Source organism: Bdellovibrio sp. HCB117 (assembly GCF_047305915.1).
Classification (GTDB): domain Bacteria; phylum Bdellovibrionota; class Bdellovibrionia; order Bdellovibrionales; family Bdellovibrionaceae; genus Bdellovibrio; species Bdellovibrio bacteriovorus_B.
In genome coordinates, this window is record NZ_CP178622.1 from 85,706 (window position 1) to 109,173 (window position 23,468).

Below are 23,468 nucleotides of genomic sequence, written 5' to 3' on the forward strand. Positions count from 1 at the left end.
GGACTCCTGCCCTCACATTAGTTTAGAGACAATAGAGGAATGAAATCATTGAGTTCATTCCTCTTTCTATTTTTGAGCGTTGTTGTTTTAGGATCTTGCACTCACAAAGAAAAGCAGATTCCTCGTGATATCGCTTCTTTGCAGGCCTCGGGCGGCATGGAAGGTATCTGGTTTTTACAAGGAACTTCCTCTACGCGTGGACCTTATAATGGTGAATTAGAGCTTCGTAAATCGAACGACGGCACATTCAATGTTGTGCGTGTCGTGACTTACATCAATTACTTTTTTGATGGATTAAGAGTGCAGGAAGTGTGGACCGGGAAAGCCGTCGCTTCGGCAAACACGCTGACGATTTCCTATGACATCAAACAAGCCGACTTCATCACAAAATTGGGAACATTAAAAAGAGATCCATCTGAATTTCGCGCTCCCGTCAGCATTCTTTCTAGATTTGTTACTTCAGCTGCCGGTCTATCAACAAAGTTCAGTGATAAAAAAGAATCTGAATACTCGGAGTGGATTACCACTCGAAGAAATTTGGAAGCTCGTCCTTTGTGGGTGAATGAGCGTAAGAACTTGGATGCCAAAGGCAAATCTATCCCGATCGCAGTTCGTGGCGTGATTAAGCTGTTCAAGATGGATATCGGATACGACAAAGATCCGTTAGTAAAATCCTATAAGAATCGTTCTGAGTTTAAGGATGAACATCCTTATATTGTTTTTGATCCAACCGATTTTGAATTTTACCGTAACAACAAAGATATCATCCGCGTAACTAATAAAATTACGGATGACATTAGCATCACAGAGGCTGTCGTTAAGCGTAATGCATACTCTCCAACCCTTCCCGACAAAGCACATGGCTACGACAAAAATGCCAAAGACTTTCATATCAACGAAGCAGGAATGGTTTCTCATGCGGTCCTGGATGAACAAGGAAGATTTATCTCTTACAGTCCCGATGGTGATTCAGCTTTGTGGACAGGCATGTATGTGGCATCTCAAGCGATGCGCTACTTAGACACCAAAGAGTCTGAAGCTCTTCAGAACGTGCGTAAATCCGTTAAAGGTCTTATGACATTGATGGAGATCACGGGTGACAATAAAGAATTCGCCCGCACTCTTGCTATCTACAACCCGCAAAACCCAATTCCTCAGAAATGGCATCGCGGTAAGGGAAAGCATGAGAACCTTATTTGGCTCGAGGGCGGAAATAACGACATGGTCAAAGGAATTACACATGGATTTCTTTGGGCAAGCCTTGTTATTCCAACTTCCGATACAGAAATTTGGAACGAACTTCGCGAAAAATCTCGCCATCTTCCCGATTTAAGAATCATGTCGGAAAAGCCCCAGAATATGCCAGCGGCGCTAGGACTTGCAACACTGTTTACTGGCGAATCTTCTTTCAAAGAACGCTATCTAAAGTCGTTTGATAAATTGAAAGTAAAAGTAGGATTGAACTTCGATACAACGTTTTACTGGCATGGCTCTGCCGACTGGAGCGGAATCAACTTGAGTATGGTTGGCGATGTCACTGACATCATGATCGCGGACATGCTTAAGGAAACAGAGCTTCGCGACAAAATGCGCGAGCGCTTGATGGATGCGTGGGTCACTTATCAGCCCGCACGACGACATCTGCTTACAATCGCAGCTTACGGATTCGCATATAGACACGGAACTCGCGGTGGGGACTTCCGCAAAGAAAGCAGCGAAGTTCGTTTCAGTGAGGCACTAAGAGAATCCGTTTGGGGATTAAGAGAGATTCCTTATCCTCGTCCAAACTTAGATGTGAATATTGATCATTCACTTCGTCCAGATTGGTGTATGTCGCCAATCCCAAGACTTTTCTGGAAGTCGCTAAAGAAACCCGAACCACCAGTTTCTTATTTCTATCAAGGTCTTTACAGCTATCCGGTGTTTGAACTCAGTGCTTTTTCGAGCGGATTTCTTTGGAAGGATTCAGCGTTTGCTTATACCGAAGCTCACAACCGTGGAGTTGAGCAGGCGGGCGTCGATTACCTTTATGCTTATTGGTTAGCACGATATTCTGGAGTGAGGGATGTTCAGTAGAAAAATCGCCCTGGGAATTTTTGTAACGGCGATTTCAATTTCAGCTTTTGCAAAAAAAGAAATTGTTTTTTTCGGCGGCGGGGGCGAACCCGAAGGTCAAACCACCATCTTTGATGCGACCTATGGAAACTTTGCGCCTTTTAAAGAAGGTAGCGGATGGAAGGCACGCTCTTATTTCGATGGAGGACACCATATTTCTGAAGCTCTTGCTGAAGACATGTTTAAAGGCGCCAACAAACCCATGACCGCTCAGAATATGAAGGCCGAGATTGCTTCACTTAAGCAACGAATTCAAAGCGGAGACTTAAAATCGGGAGATCAGCTTCTCATTACGGTGGCCACTCATGGAGCCAAACAAAAAGACGGCCAACGCACTCATAGCGTCACCACAACCGATACTGACTTCGACATGGATGAACTAAAGACTCTTCGAGACCTTGCTGAAGCCAAGGGTGTTCAGTTGGGAATCGTAGATATGTCCTGTCATTCAGGTCCCGTAACTTCTCTTGGTTCGGACAAGACTTGCGTGGTTTCAATGGGCGGCGAAGGAGTCGCTTGGAATATCTCTGGAGATAAGTTTGGCCAGCTTTTAACGAAAGGAAATTCATTAGAGAATGCCTTTTTAACCAGTCGCAAAGATCAGCGAGCTTTAGTTTTAGGTGCTCCCCAAATTTCAACTGATGCTGGAAAAAGAGCCTTCAATGCGACGAAATTTTTAACAGAATCATTAATGGGTTCCGACCAACTTGCAGATATACCTTTGAGTGAGATATCTTGCTATGGCTCCAGCTCTCTTCCTTTCCTGCGGCTCGTGAGTGACCTCAAAAAAGTTGATAAAGCTGCCGGATTTCAAAGCTACTATAAGTACGCACGAGTGCAAGTGGGCCTTGATAAAAGCAAAAATCAACCAGTCATTGATAAAATGAAGGCCGCATTAGATGACTACAATGCTGCTCGAGACAAGCTTATTCAATCTCAAGAGGAAGCAGAAAAGCTCAACAAGCGCGAGTGTATTAATGTTGCCGATACGAAAATGTGTGGAACGAAAGAGCAGTTTATTTCTGGCGTGACGGCACTTACAGCAAAGAAAAAATCCAATGGTCTTAGTCCAAAAGAAGCTATCGAATTGGCGACGTACCAAAAGTACATCAACACTGCCTCGTTTAAAAAATGGCAAACACTTCGTTCAAGCTTCCGGAATGATAAGACTTTACATGATAAAGCGATGAATGTCGCGAAAGCCGAGCGTGAAGTTTACGATGAACTTTACAAAATATATTCAGCGGAAAATAAAAAACCTAATCCGTGTAGGGACTTTAAGTTATGAAAAAACACCTGTGGAAAAGTCTGTTGATGATGTGGATTCTTTGTTTATCCGGCATTACTAATGCAGATGAAAAATTCAAATGCGGCGAATATGAGTTCAAAGGAATTATAAAACAACACGAAGGGAAATTCGTCCTCAAGCTCTATGAAGGCTCTATGAGCGAGACAATATTCTCTTTGGCTCCGGACCTAGCCGAAGTAGCAAGTGTCTACAAAGACACTGCAGTCACTTTGAAGGGGAAACTTTTTGAACCCGTAAAAACCTATCGGGGAAAAATAGAGTCGACGAAGACCGCTGAAGAAATTAAAGAGCTTACTTCTGAAGATAAACCTTATACGGCTCGCTTTATGAGAGATGATATCAAGGAGCGAGTTCCAGATCCACTTCATCCAGACATGGATTCAGGAATGAAGCTCGTAAAAGAGGAAAGCTGTGATAGGAAGGCTGAAAAATCCTCTTCCAAGAAGCCTAAAAAGAAGTAAGGCATTGCTATTCATCACCCATTGCAATAAAAGAGCGCCTATGAAAAAGAAAACTGGCCGAGACGCAAAAGAACTAGCTAACTTCGCCTTAGGCGAAAACCAAACTCAATATCCAGAGACATATGCTCCTGAGATATTGGAAGCTTTCGATAATAAGAATCCAGGCAAAATTGCTTGGACGACATTTGTTTGTACCGAGTTCACTTCTTTGTGCCCAAAGACTCGCCAACCTGATTTCGCTAAAATTTTTGTTAACTACATCGCTGACAAAAAGATGGTCGAATCAAAGTCGTTGAAACTCTATCTTTTCAGCTTCCGCAATCACGGTGATTTCCACGAAGACTGTGTGCAAACAATTTGTGACGATCTTGTGGCGCTCATGAAACCGAAATATATCGAAGTCGTTGGGGAGTTCACTCCGCGCGGGGGAATCGCGATTTATCCTTACGCGAGCTACGCGGTTAAAGATAAGTTCTTCCAAGATTTGTATAAGAAACGTTTGAGCGAATATGCTCCAGGCAAGTACTCCATGGAGCTTTCAAAGCTTTATTAGAATCTAGTAGTGAGGCGGCTTTTCGTGACCACGAATCTCAAGGCCGCTTTCATCCGTCATCAGCTCTTTTAGTTTCGCAGTTAATCCTTGAACCATCTTTTCCAGTTGGTCGATCGTCTTTTGTTGTTGGTAAAGAACTTGGTTTAGTTCTTCCACGATCATTTCTTGGTGAGCCAATTTAGTTTCGATATCGATAAAACGTTGTTCGTCCATGCGAGGTTTATAAGGCCAATGGCTACGACATCAAAGTAGTTTGTGTGCCTTTTTTATAGCAGTGTTGTTTCTTCAGGGATGTAAATAGAGATAAAGAAAATGGCGGAAAGGGCGGGATTTGAACCCGCGGTACACCTTTTGAGTGTACGAGCGTTTAGCAAACGCTTGGTTTCAGCCACTCACCCACCTTTCCGCGGTCGGTTTTAATTCGACTGAGAAACCAAACTGCCATAGCGAGCCCCTTTAATCAAGGATTTGGCCTTATTCTTTTTGTAAATTTAGCAAGAATGCTTGATTTTTCCCTGGCCGCAGTCTATCTATACTTCTCTTTCACAGTGCACTCGTAGCTCAGCTGGATAGAGTACATGACTACGAATCATGTGGTCAGAGGTTCGAATCCTCTCGAGTGCACCATTTTTTCTCCCATATATCGAAAATACCCCTAAAATTGAATACTTAGAAAAATCAAACTCCGTTTGTAGCTTCATTTGCGAACCATTGCGAACCGTCTAGTACACCCGACATCTTTTCATCGAACTTGTTCTGAGTTTCTCTGATTTGATGGGTTCGTACTTTGGCGTATCTTTCTGTGGTCTTGATGCTCTGATGTCCCGCCAGAAACTTTGTTTGATTGAGGTCCCTAGAAGTCTCTTGTGCTTCCGTCAGTGATGCGTGGCGCAAAATGTGGGTTGCAGACTGATTTAGACCCGCTTTTTGAAGGGCTTGGCTGTAACGATATTCAATCAAGCGATAGCGCGGCCATGCGCCTTTAAAAGCGAATAGTGGGCCGCTTCTGATGCCTGAGCGGACAGTCCATTCTCTGAATGTTCGACTCGCCATCTCTGACATCGGAAGAATCTTACCGCCATTAGCTTTTGAACCAGAGACCAAAATAGTTTGTTCCTTATGACTTCTTCCAAACATGATTTTCTTGCTCAGAGTGATTTCATTTCGGGCAAAGTTGAAGTCTTCATAGTGCAAGGCTGTCGCCTCTTGGATGCGTAAATAAGTGAAATACTGCATGAGTGCGAGATAGTAGACGAACTCCCATTTCGTATTCAGGCATACTTCTTTAAGCGCCTCTAAAAACTTCTTAAGCTCTTCGGGAGTTAAGTCTTTCACGACTAAAGCGGGTGCCTTTACTTTGATAGCTGCTCTGTGCTCTTTAATAAAGGGCATTCGGAAGTTGCGATTGATACGCGAAGTATAGGTATTCAGAATATTACGAAGGACCGTAAACTCTGACTTAAAACTGCAACGTGTAGAATGTTGAGTTGCCAGATACTCGGGGCGCTTCAACCAGGCAATCCAGTTGTCGATCGTGATCGTATCGATGGTCTCCACAGACATGCCGTTAAAAAATGCAAGATGCTTCTTATAGTGATGATAACGGGTTTGTGTAGAGGCCGCCTTATTCGACAGCGTGGCTTTCTCGTAAAGGGCAATAGCATCTTCAAATGAGAAGAAGTTTTTCGATGGAGACTCTTCTGGTTTGTTTTGTAACGGTAGGGGGCTGGAAACAGGTTCGAGCTTTTGGCGAAAATTCTTTGCATCCTCAAAAGTACGAAAATGTTTTTTTGATCTTTGAAGTGATTCGCCGCCGCCTTCGTAACGAGAAGCTGCATATCTGCAACCTCTCGTTGGTTCTTTCCAAGACTTACCGTCCTCTGACACGAGAACTTTATAGATTCCCGTGTTGTTTTTGACTGCTTCGTATTTACGTTTCATTTGATCTCTCTTTCCGCAATCCACGCGTTAAGAGAAGAAACACGAAAGCGAATTCCTCTTCCGACTTCGACGAATGGGATTTTACCCTTCGCTTTGAGTTTACGAAGATAGACTTCACTCAGGCGCAAATACCGAGCAGCCTCCTTATAGCTGAACAATTGATTGTCAAAGAGCTTGATTGGAAAGGCTTCTAACGTGCCAATGGCCTGTTGTGAAGCTGATTCTTTGTTTTTATCAATAGTCACTGTGGGACCGACCTTAGGCTCCGATAGAAAAATATTCTCTCGGAGGTTGTGGTAGTTGAATCTCAGCGATGAATTCATTTCGCACCTCACATGCCATCATTGGTTGAAGGTTCATCGTCAGTTTGAGAATCCTGATATTCTTGAGAATCTTGCTGTTCTTGATCTTCTCGATCTGTTGCCGATTCATTCCAATAGGGTTTATTATGCTGGAAGTTGTGACCTTCAAAAAAAACGATCCAGTATTTGTCATCTTCTTGTATGACCAGTTTGGAAGCGACCTTTGGTTTAAGTTTTTTCTTCGCTCTATTTAGAGTGCTCTTTGAAATAAATCTACTTTCTGCCAAGGCATCGAGATCGGTTGATTTCATTGGCCCATTTTTTAGTACTTCAAGAAGAAAGTTACATGCGAGATCCATCGCTCCAGATTGTTCGTCCTTCGCGTTTAGAACCTCCTCCATTGTTCCGCCCCAGGAGAATTTGTCTTGCTTCAGAAAGTAGGTAAATGGCTTTCCTTTTGCGGCAATATTACATTTTACATGTTCTACCTGACGTAATGATTTGTCTTTTTGATCTGGAGCTGTAACTTGAACAATTGATCTCACAGCCGCTGCAATATCAATTGATCCCAATCCACGTGAAACACCTTTTTGTTCAGTGTTCTTCGCCAAGTGACGATTTACTACAATGGCACAGTGATATCGTTTGGCGATGCCAGTAAGGCGCTTAAAGAACGGACGCATATCAACTGCCTTATTAACATCTGTCCCAGCTTTTAAGAGGGGTGTCATTGGATCTAAAATTACAAATGAAGCCTTTTCTCTAACAATAAGCTTTTCCAGTAACTCGAAACCTTTATCATCTAACGTGAAGACGTCAGAAGGAGCAAAGATCTTTGAAAGATCAGCATTCATGTTAAGAAGTCTTGGCTTTACGGTGTCTCCTAACCCGTCCTCTGCACTCATCAGCAATGTTTTTTGAACAGGCAGCGTATTCTTATTGGCAGGTAAGTCGCCGCCGCCTTTGGAAATCGATGCTGCGATGGCCAATGAAAGAAAACTTTTACCGATCCCTGGTTCACCCTCAATTAGAGAAACCTTTCCTAGGGCAATGTAAGGCTCGAAGAGCCAATCGATTTTTTCAGCTTCAACTTCATTCATATATACAATGTCAGAATGTATTTTCGACTCTTCGATTAAAGTCAGAACTCCGTCTAATCCATAATTTTTAAGCTCGTCCTGCAAATCGTGACCAGTCGGTCTCTCGATCCATTCTGCGACATGGACTTTGCAACCGAGAGCAGTAATTGATTGGACCCTTAAATCTCTTCCAGTATCGCCAGCAGCATCGTTATCCATCAGAATAACTACAGCAATTCCAAGATCGATAATTTCTTTGATGGCGCTTGAAAAATCATCATCCCAAGATCCGGCGCCACAAGTGTTTGTGATGGCGGGTAATCCGTATGAGAGGGCTGAAAGTGCATCTAGCTCGCCCTCACAAATAACTAAAAGTGGTACAAATCGTTGAGTCGACAGACTTCCAAGGTCATCAACTTTGTCAAGAATCTCAAGCTTTTCAAGGTTGTCATGGTAGAATTTTGCCTTCTTCAGCCAAGTCAAAACTTGATACGGGAAAAGCTTACAGCTTGGGTCCGTATTTTCATCGGGCAGTATTTTTGGTGTCTTTTTTGTTCTTTTATGTTTTGGAAGATGAAGACGAATATCTTCAACCTTTCCATCAGCACCAAATACAGGAATACTTAGACGATCTCCTTTTTTTCCCAATCCAAATGATGTAACCGTCTTCTGAGAAATGCCCCGATCTGCAAGATATTCTAACATTTCAGGTGTCATGGATTGGAAATAGCTTTTAGCTCTCTGAGTAACTTCCTCAAGATTGATTTCTTTCAAGTTATCTTTTTCTTTTTTTGTATTACCTTTTTTTGTTTTCACGCTCTGATCCTTTTTTGAGTTCCAAAGGCCCTTTGCCGTCAGTGCTTCAATGACGTCAGATTGCGAGCATCCGCTGAGACATTTGAATAGCGGTTTACCATTAGGAGCCTCATTGATTGAAAATGATGGGTTTTGATCGTCGTGGGCAGGGCAGCGAGCTATATACCCACTGCCTGTCTTTTTAGCTCCGAGAGCTGAAATAAAGTCTTGAAAGTTCATTTAGAACCTCCGCTGTTATCTTTTTCAGCGAAGATTTTTTGAACGCGTGCACTCAAGCCTTTATCACCAAAGGCTCTCAAAATTCTTGAACGAATTGAATGCCAGTGGGGAGAATCGTTGAGTTCAAATTGAATGGTATGCAGTACAATCGAGCGGCATTCTTGAATTGCTTCCTCGATGAGGTCTGCTTTTTTATCTTTATTCATGCTTCCTGCCTTCTGGTAGTGAGGCAGGTGTAAAATAGAAGTGTTTCCCATCCCGCCATCCAGCTCTCACTACCGTGCGCTTCTTTGCGCAGAGTTATTTAAGAGAACTACTTGTTTAAGTTCGCTGAATTTCGGTTGCAGCGAGGTGTGCAATTCCATGCACGGGGACGCTATTTCGTCAGCGACGGGAATACGACCATTTCGGCGGAAGAAGAAAAGTATTTCGGCACTCTTCTTGGACTTGATGCTGTTACATCAAAGTAGGCATCGTCAATTGAGTTTTGTAAAATTAGCGTTTGATGATTTGCTCTAATCAATTTGAAGAAGACTTCTCGAGAGTTTTCGGAGTGTTAGTTAATAATTTTTTCAGCAGACCAAGGTCTGAGCACATGTAGTCATTGCCGAAAAAATTTTAGTGCGATGGACGGTTCAGTAGAAAATAAAGGGAAGGCTCACCCCTCCCCCCCCCTTGTTTGTGGAAAATTTCTGATAGCTATTTGGGAAGTCTATCCGAAAAATTTTCTCGCGATAGGCATTCTTATTTAACGCATTTATCTCGCGCTTGAATTGTTTTGTCGATGAGGGCTCTTGCATCCTTTGTGAGCTGATTGTATCCACCGTCCTCTTTGGGGGTAATTGTAAATGCAATGTACCTCACGAAGTCGACTCCAGAAGGGCGATTTTCCGTAACACAGGAACAGAATACATCATTGCCGAAGGCTTTTAAGCATTGGGTGTGGAAATTCTTGCTCATCGTTTCTATGGCGACCTTCGCTTTTTTAATCTTATCGATGGCGTCATCGAAAGCCTCAGTTCTTTCAATGTCTTTCAATTTTGGGCTTGTTGAGCTGCTGTCTTCATCGGGAGTAAAGTCGATACCATCGACAGATTCAGTTTTATTTGAGGAGGCTGTGTTCTTTTTTGCAAACGTGTAGTTGGAAGAAACTAGAAATATTAAAGACGCAAATAGAAATACTTTAAACATGATATCTCCTTTTGGATTATTTCAAACGACGAATTTTCATTTCAAAGATACCGGAGAACCAGTCCGTGCCAGTTAGTTGTGGTTCGTCGGATTGCGAATGCAAGCCACTTCCAAAGCAAAGGTGGTCAATGGTGGTATCAAGCGTTTCGGCAACGCTTTTGATTTGCTCTAACTTTCTTGGGCTGCCACCTGCGAGCCACAAAGAGATAACCTGCTTGCTGACGCCGCTTCTTTTCGATAGCTGCGTCGCAGACAGTTCTTTATGCTCTAAAAAAAGTTTTAGCTGGTTCTTTAAAATCATCGTTTGTCTATGTCGGCAAAGTTCTTTCAGTTTGAGGAGTCCTAATCAACGACTAGCCCTAATAAATCAACATCACTTGTTTTTAAGTCAATGCTGATTGATTTCCGCTACGGTCAGGGGTTTCCAAAACTAATGTTTTTTCAACCGTCGTTTTTAAAAATTCAGGTTTAGTATTTTCAATAGTTTGCAGAGTCGATTTTTTTAAGGTTTTGGAAACGGCTGACTTTGTTACTTTCAAGCGCTCTGCAATTTGTGATAGCGACAATCCTTGTCCTCGTAAAAGAAGAACTTGCTCGCTGTTAATGATTTTCGGGCGTCCCAGGATTTTTCCTTTTCTTCGGGCATTCTCGAGCCCTGCCATTACTCGTTCATTGATTAGCGATGCCTCAAACTCAGCGAATGCAGCTAGGAGATGGGTCATTAGGCGCCCCGACGCTGTTGTCATGTCAATACTGTCTTTAAGAGAAATGAACTCAATGCCAAGTTCATCAAACTCTTGTAGTGTGCCCACCAAATCTTTCAGAGAGCGAAATAGTCGGTCCATTTTCCAACATACAATGATGTCGTGCCTTCTTAGTCGTGCGTTTTTAAGCAGCTCCTTAAGAGCTGGACGAGTCGCCGTGGTTCCTGTGCATTTGTCTTCATAAACTTGATAATTACGCCAGCCGCGTGCCGCTAAGAAAGATTGAATTTCAGCGACCTGTAGTTCGGTATTTTGACCTTGGGTGGAAACTCGCAAATATATAGCAATACGTTTGTCCATATTTGGTGCTATATTCTTCGTATTTCATAAACACAATATAAAACGTATTGTATAAAAATATTGTACAAATTATCAGGAGGATAATATGAAAAAGGTCGTGTCTAAGGACGTGATTAGAAAAATTAAAGATAAAGAACAGGCGCAAAAGAAGTCGAACTATACCTTTCGATTGTCTGACTCCATGATGCAAGAGCTGAAAGCTAAGTGCGAAAAAAGTGGTGTTTCAATGGCGTCCGTAGTCGAGGAGCTTGTTCAATCATTTGTTGACGGAATCTAGCTGTGTAAAGGAATCAGTAAGGTCGTAATTACAATCTGAAGTAAGTCATTAGTTATTTCAGATAGTTAGATCAAACCCAATCAATTTTAAACTTGCTCTAGACTAGAGCGATAGACGGTCAACTGTCGCGCCATCGTCTAGGAAAGGAATAAATAATGGCACTTAAAGAGGATAGCGTTCTGCACTATAACCTGGGGAAACTCGCCTACTTTTCATCAAAGAAACTGTTTTCTGATCCGACTAGAAAAGACCAGGATGATTTTATTTTGTCGCTTTCACTTGCTCATAATGATTTCAAAGCACTTCTTTTTTTCTGGGAGGTTGTTGGTGAGTTTCCACCAAAGTCGCCAAATAATGGATATGTTTCTGCAAGATTTGGACAGTATTCGAGTTATAGATGGATGCTTTATCGCTATCTCGCAGGGGCTCTAAATGAAGTTCTTGTTTTGTTAGAGAAAAAGAAAGAGGTTCTGGAGGATTCAGAAATAGCGAGAGCGATGGCAAAATTAGATACTAGCTATCAGCATACATGGGAGCAACTTAAGAGCCTTGCAAGAAACATAGTTGATGAGCGTGATGAAGAAACTAAGCAGCTACGAAATAAGATTTCAAATGTAAGAGATAATATTTCTTTTCATTATTGTGATAACAGTCATTTATCGGATAATTATAAAAAAGCTTTTTTTAATTCAACTATCCGTCCCGACGGGCGAGCCTATTTTACGAATGGATCAAGTCTCGAGCAAATAAGTTTTCTTTTTGCGGATGCAGCCGTGGAAACTTTTTTGATTGAGAAAATGGGAATGACACCTTCAAATCCAGATACAGATCCGCTCCGGAAATTCGTAAAGGCAGCTTATATATCCATTGGACAATTAGTTCTTCAATATCTTAAGCAAGTACAGGCAGATGTTGTTACCCTTGGGCCATCTGACCGTGAATATGAGGTCGGAGAGCCCGTCTCATAGATGTTTTTAGTGCGCAGTGTTGTATCGTTAGCAGATATGCTTATATTTATCAGCACTAATGATGACTTTGCTACTAAAGGTCCAGAGATATTCACAACTGTTTTTTTTCAATGGACATAAAACAGCAAATTAAGTTTATTACGGGGCGTGAGGTTTTTGATGGAAAAAATTGTTTATAGAATTCTTTGCGATGAGAGTTGTCATCTTGAACACGATGATCAGCCTGCTATGGTTCTGGGAGCGCTTAAGGTTCAGCGCTCTAAAGCTAGAGAGTTAAACGAGAAGTTACGAAATCTCAAAGCCAAGCATGGTATACATCCAAATCAAGAACTTAAGTGGAACTTCGTCAGTCAGCAAAAACTGCAACTTTATATCGAAGTCATAGATCTATTTTTTTCGGAGCCATCATTGTCTTTTCGGGCGGTAGCCGCTCACAAAGAGGGACTTAATCACGCAAAGTTTGATCAAACTCACGGCGATTGGTTTTTCAAAATTTACTATCTTTTATTGGGCAAACTTTTGAATGCAAATGAACACTACGAAGTCTTTATGGACCCCGTAGATACCGCTAGCCCATACAGAGCACAAGAATTAAAGGAGTTTTTAAATAATAGCTTTGGCGGGAAAGAGGTTATTACGCGATTTCAAGTGCTCGATTCTAAGAGAAGCCCATTGATGCAGATTTCAGATCTATTTGTTGGAGCTATCGGGTACAAACTAAGGGGTCTTCAGACGAATAGTGCTAAACTCCAAATCATCGATGAAATTCAGAAGCGAGCGTCGTTGGATTTAAAATCTAACTCTCGTTATTCAGCGAATAAATTTAATTTGTTTCATTGGGATATGGGCAAAAAGTAATGAGCCATCATTCCTTTTTGTCACCACTGCTAACCCTATCTGGCGATGAGTCTGCGGATAAGCCGATTTTGGCAGCTGAGTATGCCAAGCTGTATACATCGGGTACGACGTATACTTTTGATGGGAAGCCTGTGAGCATTCTAAATTTCCCGTCAAATGTATGGACTGGGCATCCATATTTTTTGCAGCATCTCTGTACTCGAGAAAATGCCATAAAGGGAACAGGCCGCCCTTATTGTAAAGATCGATCTGAACGAATGCTTTGGAGCCGCGACTTGCTGTTAAATTATAAAGCAGCGGGTGTTTTGCTCTGGAAAGCGAATTATAAAGTTAAATTCCGTCGTGCATTTGTTTATGCATCTGAGTGTAGATATGTATTGGTCCTTGAAGACAATAACTTCAATCCCAATCCAAAGTTACGAGCAGATAAGTATACTTTCGTTTCTGCTCATATAGTTACTGATGAAACTGAACACAGGAAATTGATGGCATCGTATAGCGAAAAAAAAATACCGGTGTGGAAACCGGTATAATGAGCAAATAAAGAGCCCTGTCGCGTGCCACCAAAGGCGCGGGGAGGGCATTCTCTTTCTATCATAGATAGGTGAGCTGCTTACAGTATATCGGATATTTGCCTAAAATAATCAAGAGACATTTTTCGCGCAATTTAACAGGGTTTCATCTCGAAAATACCCACCTTTGGCTTATTTTGGGGCGTCATCAGGCCCTCCCTATTCGAGTTTATAAATGACAGCCAATCCCCCGTAGTCTATCTAAAGCTCATTTGGGAGAAGTAATGTTAACATTAGCCAGAACTAATTCCGCTCTTGCCATGGGCTCCTCTAATGAAATTCTCATGGAAATTGAAGATAGATGCCAGATGGTTTTTGTCCCATATGAACAATGGCAAAGCCGTAAGGGGCCGATTATTTCTAAGGATATTTGGCCATTACTTGATTTTATTCAGGCTAACTACCCTTCCGTAAACGCGGACATTTTGATTGATACTGACCAGTTTATTGAACTGGGTCTTCACGGAACCTTAGTTAATTTAGGAAAAATTTTATTAAAGCCAACTAAGGAAGTCACCATAGGGGTATTGATTGGGTTGTTGACGGTATATGCCACTAAGGCTTTAGAAGGCGACCCAAAGGGAGAGGTTCGTATCGAGGTAGTGCGAGAGTTAGCCAGTGGAGAAAAAATATCTATATCCTACAGTGGCCCGCCTTCTGAGATGGAGGGCAAAATTTTGGACGTGATAACTCAAATCGACTCTCGAAAGCATGACAATCTTGATCAACTAATTGGAATTATCCATGATGAAAATATCACTAATAGATGCTCAGACAGCGATCATAAATTATAAAGATACATTCAAATCAAGGTCTGCTCGCCATATTCTTGAATCGCTGAGAGGCATGAAAGCTTCCGCAATTGCTTCAAATGATAAATCCAAACTTCGAGAGGTTCGAGGTTGGATCTGTCTTTTGCAGGCACAAGAGCATTACTTCTCAGCTTTCGAGAAATGTTTGCAGAGAGAGTATTACAAGGCATGGTGCGATCTTGAAGTTTCGATTACTTTCATAGAGAGATTGCCATCTTCTTTAGATGTAAAAATTCTTGAGTGTATCGATTTTTTAAAAAAGAAAATTAGTAAGTTACAAACGCTATATCCATATAAAATGTTTGGAAGTCCGGAGTACATTTTTAAGAGAAAATGCACGATATGCGACAGTTATGTTAATTATAGAAAAAAATGCGAACATCTTCCTGGCTCAATTTACGATGGAAAGCTTTGTAAATATGCAATGACCGATTTTGAGTTTCTAGCGATGGCATTGGTGGAAAATCCTGTGCAGAAATATTCAGTGCCGTTCGCAAAAGATGAGGCAACTGGAAAGCATTTTGATCATTATGATTATAAATTGCTAGATTATCTATTTTCTGGAATCCGAAATCCGTTTGAACACTGGGATTACGAGATACAAAGCAAGGCAGTCCCGACGTCCAAATTTAAGGACCTTAAGGACGATGTTAGCTGTCCCTGTATATCAGATAAAAAATATGGTGAATGCTGTAAAGGTAAGGAAGTTATCGTTATTCAGAACTTAGAATTTGTAATTTCAGAGTTTGCGGCGCGGCGAATTAAGTCGCTCGGAGGCAAATGGAGGGTTAAACCGCCTGCGAGAAATATTGGACGTGAGTTCCATATTGCGATCTTTCATACCACTCATGAAGACTTATCGTGAAATGCGAACCATTTGCGAACCGTATCAGGCTACAAGGGGCTACATCAGTATCGCTTGGTATCTCTTCGCAAAACGCTAAGTGATTGCAATTATTGATTTGTTAAATCATCTCTAACACTTACAAAGGTGCACTGGCATTCCTCTCGAGTGCACCATTTTTTTCCTTATTAAACTTCACGTTATAACTAGACCGTTTTCAACTCGCCGAGTTAACTTAGCGTCATGAAGATTTCTTTCTATTTTAAAATCGCCATGATGATCGTTTCTTTGGGCGTAGTCCTTTACGCGATCCGTGCTTTGCAAACCCGCGAGTTCAAACAAAAACTTTCTGATCCACAAAGTGCGCTGGGCATTTTGATCGGCAGCGACTACCGCCCGATGAACTGGTGCCCGCCCGAAACCGCTAAAGTTGAGATTTATTCGCTGACCGGAGAGCTCAAAAAGACTCTTACAAGTTCTTCAGAAATCAGCAGCGTTTGTGAAATTATGCTGGGCGGTTTCACGAGTGAGGGTGTCGATGAAGCTGCCTATAAAAAGCGTCTAGTGGCTTTAACTTCGTCTGGAGAGTCAAAAACCCTGGAACAGAACGAAAAAATCCCGGTTTTTAGAGCCCAAGGGATGCCTTTTAGTTCCCCGATGTTGACCAAGGCTTTGGAGCGGCTAGAGGCTCCGTAACCGCGATTTCTGTTTGACAAGAAACGCCCAAAGCCCTAATTATAGTTCTTCACCGAGTTCAGAAGTAGCTCAGTCGGTAGAGCAAGCGGCTGTTAACCGCTGGGTCGGGGGTTCGAGTCCCTCCTTCTGAGCCATTTATTTTCTAAATAAATGTGATTAAGAAAACCAAGTCCACAAGGCTTGGTTTTTTTATTTTCAGCGCCTTAGATAATCTGTCCCTCTTCACCATTGATTTGTTAACTGCTCTGGATCGTGGCTTTAGACTTGTCTCGATAAAACTATTGTTCGAAGTGAATCCAACAATTGTTACTAAAACTTAAACATTGAACGATGAAATCATCCAAATCTTGATTACGATCAGAGTGTATTCACTTTCCTTAAACAAAGCTCAACTTCCGCTAAGTAATTCCCGAAAAGAAAGTAACTTCTTACCAAGGGATTTTCGCCATGAAAGCTATCTTTTCGTTCTTAGTTATCACCACAATTTCCCTCTCAATATTTGCGAATGATCACGCTCCTGCCGGGGTGGATGCAGATACATCTTTGCGTTGGCTGCAAAATGGAAACAACCGTTTTACGGGTGCAAAACTTCGCAGTGATGGTCAATCACAAGGTGATGTGCATCGTTTAAGTACGGGGCAAAAACCTCATGCTATCGTTCTAAGTTGCAGTGATTCGCGTGTTCCGCCTGAGGTCGTTTTCGACCAGAAATTAGGAGAGATTTTCGTCGTCAGAACGGCCGGTGAAGCTCTTGGTGATAATGCGATCGGAAGTATTGAATACGCTGTGGAGCATTTGGGATCAAAGCTTTTGGTAGTTATGGGACACACTTCTTGCGGAGCTGTGAAGGCCGCGCATAGTACTTTGAATGGTTCCAGCTTAGGAACGCCAGCGCTTGATAATTTGGTGAAAGACATTCAGCCGCGTATCTCTCAGTTCAAAGATAAAAAACCAAGTAAGAATTTTGAAACAGAATCATGGGCAAATACAGAGGGCGTAGCGAAAGACCTTGTTACTCGTTCTGAATTGATTCGCAAAAAAGTTGAAAGCGGTGATCTTCGCATTGTTTCTTCTCTTTATGATTTAGAGTCTGGTCACGTAGCATTTAAGAACGAACCGACTTTGCAAATGCGTATTCCGGCAAGCGTTGATGAACCTAAAAAGGAAGAATCTCATTCTCACGAAAAGGCCGGTCACACTTGCGATAAATGCAAAGAAAAAAAGAAAGCCGAAGTGGCGAAACACAGCCATGGCGAAGAAAAGAAAACGGATAAAAAAGCTCACGACGAGCACGCTCCTGACGCGCACTCAGAGCACAGCCACTAACCTTCAATGTAGGTTTTTCCTGTAAAGCCAATTTCGTCTCAAAGTAACACATTTGGGCCCCAAAAGGGGCTCAGGTCTTTTATATTGCAAATGAGACATGTTTCCCTGGGCACAACCCTTGTAATAAGCCTCCTTGGAATTGTGGACGTCTGTTGGAGGAGCCAATGAGCTTTCTTAAAATTTTACCTCTTATCGCCTTTTGGTCTATGACCGCTTTCGCTATGAAAGCGGGCGCAGAGGTAAAAAGCTATCGCGAATGGAAAACGGAGCGCGTTCAGCTCGCTCAAGCTGACGTCATGAACTTAAAAGCGCAAATCGACCTTAGAAAAGCGTCTCGCGCAATGGCGCAAGGAACGGACCCAAACCTTTCCAATAAAGCGACTATTGAAGCCGTATCGTCTACGGATATGGGAGTTGAAAAACTCGAGCGTCGCCTTCGTGAAGAACAATACGATTTAGAAGTAGCTAAAGACCTTTCCGTGACCGATTACTTTGTAGGTTACCTCACAAAAGTTCAGGACAAAAAGGCAGCCTTTAATGAGGTTGCTGGCAAACTAAGCCCCGAGGAAGTAGCTGAACTTATGACGGCTTACGCGAACTCTGTCTTTGGGGCCCACGCCTCTGATTTGCCTGTCAGCGCTAATAATGTGGGTAAAGAACCGAAATAATTTTCTGGATAATATAAGTTCCTGAAATTTCTGAAATTAATCGGCGTGTCATGAGAAAAATTGGGCACCCGACCTTGACTCCTATCCCAGCCGATTCATATTACCTTCGTTGTTACAATCATAACGGAGGCATACATGGCTAAGAACGAAATTGGCGTTCGTCCACTTCATGACAGAATTCTAGTTCGCAGAATGGCGGAAGAAGAAAAAACCGCTGGCGGACTTTTCATCCCAGATACAGCAAAAGAAAAACCACAACGTGGCGAAATCATCGCTACAGGCAAAGGCCGTATCACTGAAGACGGAAAAGTACTTCCTCTTGAAGTGAAAGTTGGCGACAAAGTGCTTTTCGGAAAATACGCAGGCACAGAGTTGAAACTTGAGGGCGACGAATACCTAATGATGCGCGAAGAAGACATCTTGGGCGTATTCAACTAATTCAATTAAATAATAAAACGGAGTAAACCATGTCTAAAGTATTAACATTCTCAGAAGACGCTCGCGCGCACATCTTGAAAGGTGTGAACACTCTTGCGAACGCAGTAAAAGTAACTTTGGGACCAAAAGGTCGTAACGTAGTTATCGACAAATCTTTCGGTTCTCCTCTTATCACTAAAGACGGTGTCACTGTTGCCAAAGAAATCGAATTGGAAAACAAATTCGAAAACATGGGCGCTCAAATGGTTAAAGAAGTTGCTTCTAAAACCAATGATGAAGCCGGTGACGGTACAACAACTGCAACTGTTCTAGCACAAGCTATCTATCGCGAAGGTGCTAAACTTGTTTCTGCAGGCCACAACCCAATGTCAATCAAACGTGGTATCGACAAAGCGGTAGCAACTGTTATCGACGAGTTGAAATCAATGGCGAAACCTGTAAAAGGTTCGAACGAAGTTGCTCAAGTTGGTTCTATCTCTGCAAACAACGATAAAGAAATCGGTCAAATGCTTGCAGACGCTATGGACAAAGTTGGCAAAGAAGGCGTTATCACTATCGAAGAATCTAAAACTGCGAAAACAGAAGTAACAGTTGTAGAAGGTATGCAATTCGACCGTGGTTACCTTTCTCCATACTTCGTAACTAACGCAGAAAGAATGGAAGCAGTTCTTGAGAACGCTTACGTTCTTGTTTACGACAAAAAAATCTCTTCAATGAAAGATATGATCGGTATCCTTGAAGGCGTTGCTAAGCAAGGTCGTCAATTGTTGATCATCGCTGAAGACGTTGAAGGCGAAGCACTTGCAACTCTAGTTGTGAACAAACTTCGTGGCACTCTTCACATTGCTGCAGTTAAAGCTCCTGGCTTCGGTGACCGTCGTAAAGCTATGCTTGAAGACATCGCTATCTTGACTGGCGCAAAAGTGATCTCTGAAGATATCGGTCGCAAACTTGAGCAAGCTACTGTAGCTGACCTAGGTATCGCGAAACGTATCGTTGTAGATAAAGACAACACAACTATCATTGATGGTTCTGGTAAAAAAGCCGACATCCAAGCTCGTGTTGCTACAATCAAATCTCAAATCGACGAAACTTCATCTGACTACGACAAAGAAAAATTGAAAGAGCGTTTGGCTAAATTGGCTGGCGGCGTAGCTGTTATCCACGTTGGTGCTCCTTCTGAAGTAGAGATGAAAGAGAAAAAACACCGCGTAGAAGACGCTTTGAACGCGACTCGCGCTGCTGTTGAAGAAGGTATCGTAGCTGGTGGTGGTACTGCTTTGCTTCGCGCTTCTCAAAAAGTTGATAAAACTAAATTCTCTGAAGAAGAGTCTTTCGGTGCGATGATCATCAAACGTGCTTGTGAAGAGCCAATTCGTCAAATCTCTGCAAACGCAGGTCTTGATGGCGCGATCGTTTTGGATCGTATCCTTCAAAACAAATCTGCTACTTGGGGATTCAATGCTTACTCTGACGAATACACTGACCTAATCAAAGACGGTGTTATCGATCCAGTTAAAGTTGTTCGTTGTGCATTGACTAACGCTGCTTCTGTAGCTTCTTTGATGCTTACTACTGAAACAATGATCGCTGAAGCTCCTAAGAAAGATGCTCCAATGCCTGCTGGTGCTCCTGGCATGGGCGGTATGGGTGGAATGGGCGATATGATGTAATCGGCTTGCCGAACATCTTCGTTCTTTTTCGAAAAGCCTGGGATTATTCCCGGGCTTTTTTTATTTGTGGGTCGTGTGTTGGCTCCGAGCGGGGGATTTTCCAAGGAGATACTTCCTGGGAATAGTCTCTTCGGCGGGCACGGCATCCGGGCTCAGTTGCCGCCGCACTTCGTGCGGTTCGCGCCGTCGTGGCGCCGGCAAAGGCCCTTCTTCGGACTATCCCCAGGAAGTATCTCCTTGGAAAATCTTCGTAGAATCCAGCAAACGCATCAAAAACAAAAAGGCAGGAGTGATTCCTGCCTGTGATTAAGTTTGATGTTCGGGCCTTATATCGGTGTTTTTTTTTTGGAAGGTGCTTTGCACCTTCTTTTTTAAAACAAGTATTGTACGCCGCCCATCAAGGTTGTCATTTTGTGGCTGGTGCTTGTGGCTGGGTCGGTTCTTTGGCCGGTGCCTGAGAAGTCGGATGTGTAGTTTTCTAGGAGGAGTTCTCCTCTGATTTTGAAGCGGGTTTTTAGTTTGTAGTCTACGAAGAAGCTGAAGCTGTTGATTTTGTTGTCGGACGAGGCTCCGCTGGTTTTGTTTTCGCTTAGGGATGGGTTTAGGTAGAAATCTAGTTTGCCACCGATGTCTACTGGGAGTTCTTCGGATAATGGGAATTGGCCGGCTACGCTTAAGGCGAAGCCGCCGTATTTCATTGTTGTGTAGGCTGTTGGTGTGCTGTCGTCCACGCTGAAGTTTGTGTTCGTGTAGCCGCCGGCGATTTGTAGTTTTGGGCCGAAGAAGTCGTTTGTTAATAGGAAGTTGTAACCGAAGTTAACGCCGTATTGGCCCATCGACATGTTTAAGCTTCCTGGGGAGGATCCGGCTAGGTCGTTATCCATTGAGAATACGGATTGGCGTAATAGGACGCCTACGTACCATTGCGGGTTTAACCAGATTTCCCCGCGCACTAAAATATTTGGAGCGAGGCTGCTGCTGCCGCTGATCGAGCCTGCGGTTTGTAGGTTTACGTTTTGCGTGTAGCTTGAAAAGCCCGCCATCAACTCGATTTTTCCGAATTGAGGCGGCATTGTTGGAAGCCACTCTTGGGGGTCCTCTCCGAAGGCGACTTCTTTGTCAGGTCTTGTGGAAATATCCTGAAGAACTTTTCCTGACGGTGTTGTCACGGGGACGGAGTATTTCACAAATTCATCCGGCATGACTTTCGAACCTACGGCGATGACGCCTGGTTCTTTTTCCATTTCGACGTATCCGAAGCTTAAGTACGGCTCCACTTTAAAAAGCTTCACGCGGCCCAGAACTTCTTTTTCTGTGCTGACCATGAACTTCAATTTTGGATGACGATTTACTTTGATGATTTGAACAACGGACACACGGCTTTCAGGTTTTAGACCGTAAGCGCTTCCTAAGTTCAATGTCACTTGCTGACCACGACGACTTAAGATCGTCGAGCGAAACGGCATTCTGTATTTTAAATTCTCAAAAAGTTTTCTGGCTTCGTTTCTGATTTCCGCCGTTTCAAAACCTTTGTAGTCGTTTAATGATTCCTGCAACAACGGCAAACCTTCGCGGCCTACAAAAAGTGTTAACGTGATCGAAATTCCTCGAGGACCGCGAATGATTTTTGAAGTCAAAGCCGCTTCGCTTTTTGAGGCTTCTAAAATTTTTTGAACGTCTTGAGGCCTCTCATCAAGCAGTGCCGAGTTCACCTTGATGTCAGAGGGATAATTCGCCAAAGACCATTGTTTGTCTTCATTCAAAACTTTTCTTAGTTCTTCTTCGACGGGGCGAGAATAAATTCCACCAACGTTGTCGGTGGTGGGGACAAGTACGATGGACTTAATTGCTAGATCTTGGTCAACAGTGCTGACGTAAGTATTCTGGGCAATAGTCTGGCCGAACGCCGTCGAGGATATAGAAATGAAACAGGACGCGACGAAGAGGAAACTAAGAAGAAATGATTTCATAAATTTATTCTGCACTGCCTCTGAAAACTCGTCAATTTGGCGTCAAGTAATTCGGACCGAGAGCCGAAGAATTTCCTATGAAAATCTTTGTTTCAATCTTCACTGCCGTGTTCTTGTTAGCATCAGCTGAGACCTCTTTTGCACAAATGGGTCTTGAAGGCTTTTCTTCTGGACGTTATGAAGTTCGTAAAAAAGCTTCGCGTAAGCCTGCGTCTGAAGGTGAAGCGACTCCCGTTGTGACTGATGCGGATGGAGTTAAAGTAAGAACGCTTAAAGAAAGCGAACTGGAAGCTGAAAAGAAAGCCGAAGAAGCTGCAGAGCTTGCAAAAGCCGAAGCTGCACGTAAAGAGGCTGAAAAGAAGGCGACTGAAGAAAAGCTAGCGAAAGAAAAAGCGACGCAACTCACGGCTCCTCCAGCTGTGACGTCTAGTCCTGCTCCTGCGCATCCGCCGATTCCAGTGAAAGAACTTACCGTAGACGCTGAGGTCCAGGAGCCGACTTTGTCAGAGCACGCAGAGAGCTTGTTCTCAAGCCAAGCGGATCGCATTTATGATTTTTACCGTGAACAAATTCACCCAGATGACATTCGTAACAATAAAGTAGAATTAGATGTAACTCCCGTTGTTGCTTATAACGAATCTCAATCCAACTATTCTTTCCGCGACTATCAAAGCTTCTTTAATGCTTTAAAGTTAAAAACTAACGTTTGGTTCACTCCGCGCATCGGTGTGAGTGGACAAATGATGTTTTCTTTGGCGGCAGATGTGGATTCTTTAGTGGATAGCTCTCGAATCCCTGCAAAGTATGAGTATCTGGATTTGGGTTTGAACTTTAGAAAGTTTTTCGGGGTTTCACGCAAATCAAGCTCTGTCGAATTCTCAGTTCTATTTAGCGAAAATAAAATGAACGTGCCTAGCGACAATACGTCTCGCGCTCGTCTTAAAACTTCGGGTGTCGGTGTCGGTCTTAAAGCGCGTATTCCAACATCGGTGAATCATTCTTGGGTTGTCGGGGGAACTTTCTTCCCTCGGTTACAACACTCTGAATCGGTTACGGGTGCTGACATGAGTTCCGGTTCTTCTGAAGAATCCATCCGCATTGGTGTGGACGCTGGGGGCGAATGGAAGTTTTCCCGCGAAGGGCAGATGATTTGGAATCTGGGTGTGAGTGCAGAAAGAAATGTCTTTGATGGTGCTGCGGCTCTTCCCGACCCTAGTACGGGGGCCACGCCTTCGAATGTCAGTGTCACGAACTCGCTTTATATGTTCTCCCTAGGCTATCGTTGGGGTCACTAAAATCCTCTCATCAAACTAAGA

The 23,468-nt window shown here is 43.0% G+C and carries 26 protein-coding genes and 3 tRNA genes; 19 read left to right on the forward strand and 10 right to left on the reverse strand.

The features are described from left to right. The first annotated feature begins 39 nt into the window (after nt 1–39). Genes ACLWBD_RS00410 through queF form a run of 4 tightly spaced genes read left to right on the forward strand, consistent with a single transcriptional unit; the run spans nt 40 to nt 4,438 of the window. Nucleotides 40–2,076: a hypothetical protein gene (locus tag ACLWBD_RS00410; RefSeq protein ID WP_413569173.1), complete on the forward strand. Its 2,037-nt coding sequence runs from the start codon at nt 40–42 to the stop codon at nt 2,074–2,076. Beyond that, nucleotides 2,066–3,403, forward strand: a complete 1,338-nt coding sequence (locus ACLWBD_RS00415; RefSeq protein ID WP_413569174.1) for a hypothetical protein — start codon at nt 2,066–2,068, stop codon at nt 3,401–3,403. The genes ACLWBD_RS00410 and ACLWBD_RS00415 overlap by 11 nt, the downstream gene beginning before the upstream one ends. After that, nucleotides 3,400–3,885, forward strand: a complete 486-nt coding sequence (locus ACLWBD_RS00420; protein ID WP_413569175.1) for a hypothetical protein — start codon at nt 3,400–3,402, stop codon at nt 3,883–3,885. The genes ACLWBD_RS00415 and ACLWBD_RS00420 overlap by 4 nt, the downstream gene beginning before the upstream one ends. Before the next feature lie 40 nt (nt 3,886–3,925). Continuing rightward, entirely contained in the window at nt 3,926–4,438 is a 513-nt protein-coding gene (gene queF, locus ACLWBD_RS00425) for a preQ(1) synthase (RefSeq protein WP_063205900.1), read from the forward strand. A gap of 3 nt (nt 4,439–4,441) precedes the next feature. On the opposite strand, the gene ACLWBD_RS00430 is transcribed toward queF, so the two are convergent. Both ACLWBD_RS00430 and ACLWBD_RS00435 read right to left on the reverse strand, forming a co-directional pair. Beyond that, nucleotides 4,442–4,651 (reverse strand): SlyX family protein, encoded by a 210-nt coding sequence (locus tag ACLWBD_RS00430; protein ID WP_063205902.1) that lies wholly within the window; start codon nt 4,649–4,651, stop codon nt 4,442–4,444. Between the two features lie 100 nt (nt 4,652–4,751). After that, nucleotides 4,752–4,844, reverse strand: a tRNA-Ser gene (locus ACLWBD_RS00435). 144 nt (nt 4,845–4,988) lie between these two features. Here ACLWBD_RS00435 and ACLWBD_RS00440 point away from each other — a divergent pair. Further along, nucleotides 4,989–5,065 (forward strand) — tRNA-Arg (locus ACLWBD_RS00440). A gap of 51 nt (nt 5,066–5,116) precedes the next feature. On the opposite strand, the gene ACLWBD_RS00445 is transcribed toward ACLWBD_RS00440, so the two are convergent. The 4 genes from ACLWBD_RS00445 to ACLWBD_RS00460 are packed head-to-tail and all read right to left on the reverse strand — an operon-like array spanning nt 5,117 to nt 9,001. After that, the gene (locus ACLWBD_RS00445) at nt 5,117–6,379 is read right to left on the reverse strand and encodes a tyrosine-type recombinase/integrase (RefSeq protein WP_413569176.1); all 1,263 of its coding nucleotides are present in this window, start codon (nt 6,377–6,379) and stop codon (nt 5,117–5,119) included. Continuing rightward, nucleotides 6,376–6,702: a helix-turn-helix domain-containing protein gene (locus ACLWBD_RS00450; protein ID WP_413569177.1), complete on the reverse strand. Its 327-nt coding sequence runs from the start codon at nt 6,700–6,702 to the stop codon at nt 6,376–6,378. Before ACLWBD_RS00450 ends, ACLWBD_RS00445 begins: the two co-directional genes overlap by 4 nt. An 8-nt stretch (nt 6,703–6,710) precedes the next feature. Further along, nucleotides 6,711–8,795, reverse strand: a complete 2,085-nt coding sequence (locus tag ACLWBD_RS00455; protein ID WP_413569178.1) for an AAA family ATPase — start codon at nt 8,793–8,795, stop codon at nt 6,711–6,713. Next, complete coding sequence (locus tag ACLWBD_RS00460; protein ID WP_413569179.1) at nt 8,792–9,001, reverse strand: hypothetical protein; 210 nt, start codon at nt 8,999–9,001, stop codon at nt 8,792–8,794. Before ACLWBD_RS00460 ends, ACLWBD_RS00455 begins: the two co-directional genes overlap by 4 nt. 111 nt (nt 9,002–9,112) lie before the next feature. On the opposite strand from ACLWBD_RS00460, the gene ACLWBD_RS00465 reads away from it, so the two are divergent. Beyond that, the gene (locus tag ACLWBD_RS00465; RefSeq protein ID WP_413569180.1) at nt 9,113–9,265 is read left to right on the forward strand and encodes a hypothetical protein; all 153 of its coding nucleotides are present in this window, start codon (nt 9,113–9,115) and stop codon (nt 9,263–9,265) included. 274 nt (nt 9,266–9,539) lie between these two features. Here the strand turns inward: ACLWBD_RS00465 and ACLWBD_RS00470 are convergent, their stop codons facing one another. The 3 genes from ACLWBD_RS00470 to ACLWBD_RS00480 form a co-directional block, all read right to left on the reverse strand. After that, nucleotides 9,540–9,986, reverse strand: coding sequence for a hypothetical protein (locus ACLWBD_RS00470; RefSeq protein WP_413569181.1), 447 nt, complete (start codon nt 9,984–9,986; stop codon nt 9,540–9,542). 16 nt (nt 9,987–10,002) lie between these two features. Further along, nucleotides 10,003–10,287 (reverse strand): helix-turn-helix domain-containing protein, encoded by a 285-nt coding sequence (locus ACLWBD_RS00475; RefSeq protein WP_413569182.1) that lies wholly within the window; start codon nt 10,285–10,287, stop codon nt 10,003–10,005. An 82-nt stretch (nt 10,288–10,369) separates the two neighbouring features. Then, nucleotides 10,370–11,050 (reverse strand): recombinase family protein, encoded by a 681-nt coding sequence (locus ACLWBD_RS00480; protein ID WP_413569183.1) that lies wholly within the window; start codon nt 11,048–11,050, stop codon nt 10,370–10,372. Between the two features lie 85 nt (nt 11,051–11,135). Between ACLWBD_RS00480 and ACLWBD_RS00485 the strand changes: the two genes are divergently transcribed. The 12 genes from ACLWBD_RS00485 to groL all read left to right on the forward strand — a co-directional run bounded on the left by ACLWBD_RS00485 (nt 11,136) and on the right by groL (nt 20,182). Then, nucleotides 11,136–11,327, forward strand: coding sequence for a hypothetical protein (locus tag ACLWBD_RS00485; RefSeq protein WP_413569184.1), 192 nt, complete (start codon nt 11,136–11,138; stop codon nt 11,325–11,327). A gap of 155 nt (nt 11,328–11,482) precedes the next feature. Beyond that, on the forward strand, nt 11,483–12,295 hold the full coding sequence (locus ACLWBD_RS00490) for a hypothetical protein (RefSeq protein ID WP_413569185.1): 813 nt from the start codon (nt 11,483–11,485) through the stop codon (nt 12,293–12,295). Nucleotides 12,296–12,454: 159 nt separating this feature from the next. Then, the gene (locus ACLWBD_RS00495; RefSeq protein ID WP_413569186.1) at nt 12,455–13,153 is read left to right on the forward strand and encodes a DUF3800 domain-containing protein; all 699 of its coding nucleotides are present in this window, start codon (nt 12,455–12,457) and stop codon (nt 13,151–13,153) included. 17 nt (nt 13,154–13,170) lie between these two features. Further along, a complete protein-coding gene (locus ACLWBD_RS00500; protein WP_413569187.1) occupies nt 13,171–13,686 on the forward strand; it encodes a hypothetical protein in 516 nt (171 codons plus the stop codon). Nucleotides 13,687–13,949: 263 nt separating this feature from the next. Beyond that, the gene (locus tag ACLWBD_RS00505; RefSeq protein ID WP_413569188.1) at nt 13,950–14,519 is read left to right on the forward strand and encodes a hypothetical protein; all 570 of its coding nucleotides are present in this window, start codon (nt 13,950–13,952) and stop codon (nt 14,517–14,519) included. Next, nucleotides 14,470–15,402 (forward strand): hypothetical protein, encoded by a 933-nt coding sequence (locus ACLWBD_RS00510; RefSeq protein WP_413569189.1) that lies wholly within the window; start codon nt 14,470–14,472, stop codon nt 15,400–15,402. The genes ACLWBD_RS00505 and ACLWBD_RS00510 overlap by 50 nt, the downstream gene beginning before the upstream one ends. A 222-nt stretch (nt 15,403–15,624) precedes the next feature. Beyond that, a complete protein-coding gene (locus tag ACLWBD_RS00515) occupies nt 15,625–16,077 on the forward strand; it encodes a hypothetical protein (protein ID WP_063205904.1) in 453 nt (150 codons plus the stop codon). Between the two features lie 58 nt (nt 16,078–16,135). Then, a tRNA-Asn gene (locus tag ACLWBD_RS00520) sits at nt 16,136–16,211 on the forward strand. Between the two features lie 313 nt (nt 16,212–16,524). Further along, nucleotides 16,525–17,403, forward strand: coding sequence for a carbonic anhydrase (locus ACLWBD_RS00525; RefSeq protein WP_413569190.1), 879 nt, complete (start codon nt 16,525–16,527; stop codon nt 17,401–17,403). 164 nt (nt 17,404–17,567) lie between these two features. Beyond that, on the forward strand, nt 17,568–18,071 hold the full coding sequence (locus ACLWBD_RS00530; RefSeq protein WP_413569191.1) for a hypothetical protein: 504 nt from the start codon (nt 17,568–17,570) through the stop codon (nt 18,069–18,071). A gap of 150 nt (nt 18,072–18,221) precedes the next feature. Next, nucleotides 18,222–18,509: a co-chaperone GroES gene (gene groES / locus ACLWBD_RS00535; protein WP_041872753.1), complete on the forward strand. Its 288-nt coding sequence runs from the start codon at nt 18,222–18,224 to the stop codon at nt 18,507–18,509. A gap of 29 nt (nt 18,510–18,538) precedes the next feature. Further along, nucleotides 18,539–20,182, forward strand: coding sequence for a chaperonin GroEL (gene groL / locus ACLWBD_RS00540; RefSeq protein ID WP_063205910.1), 1,644 nt, complete (start codon nt 18,539–18,541; stop codon nt 20,180–20,182). 371 nt (nt 20,183–20,553) lie between these two features. Here the strand turns inward: groL and ACLWBD_RS00545 are convergent, their stop codons facing one another. Further along, on the reverse strand, nt 20,554–22,152 hold the full coding sequence (locus tag ACLWBD_RS00545) for an outer membrane protein (protein ID WP_413569192.1): 1,599 nt from the start codon (nt 22,150–22,152) through the stop codon (nt 20,554–20,556). A 77-nt stretch (nt 22,153–22,229) separates the two neighbouring features. On the opposite strand from ACLWBD_RS00545, the gene ACLWBD_RS00550 reads away from it, so the two are divergent. Continuing rightward, on the forward strand, nt 22,230–23,447 hold the full coding sequence (locus ACLWBD_RS00550; protein ID WP_413569193.1) for a hypothetical protein: 1,218 nt from the start codon (nt 22,230–22,232) through the stop codon (nt 23,445–23,447). Nucleotides 23,448–23,468 lie beyond the last annotated feature (21 nt).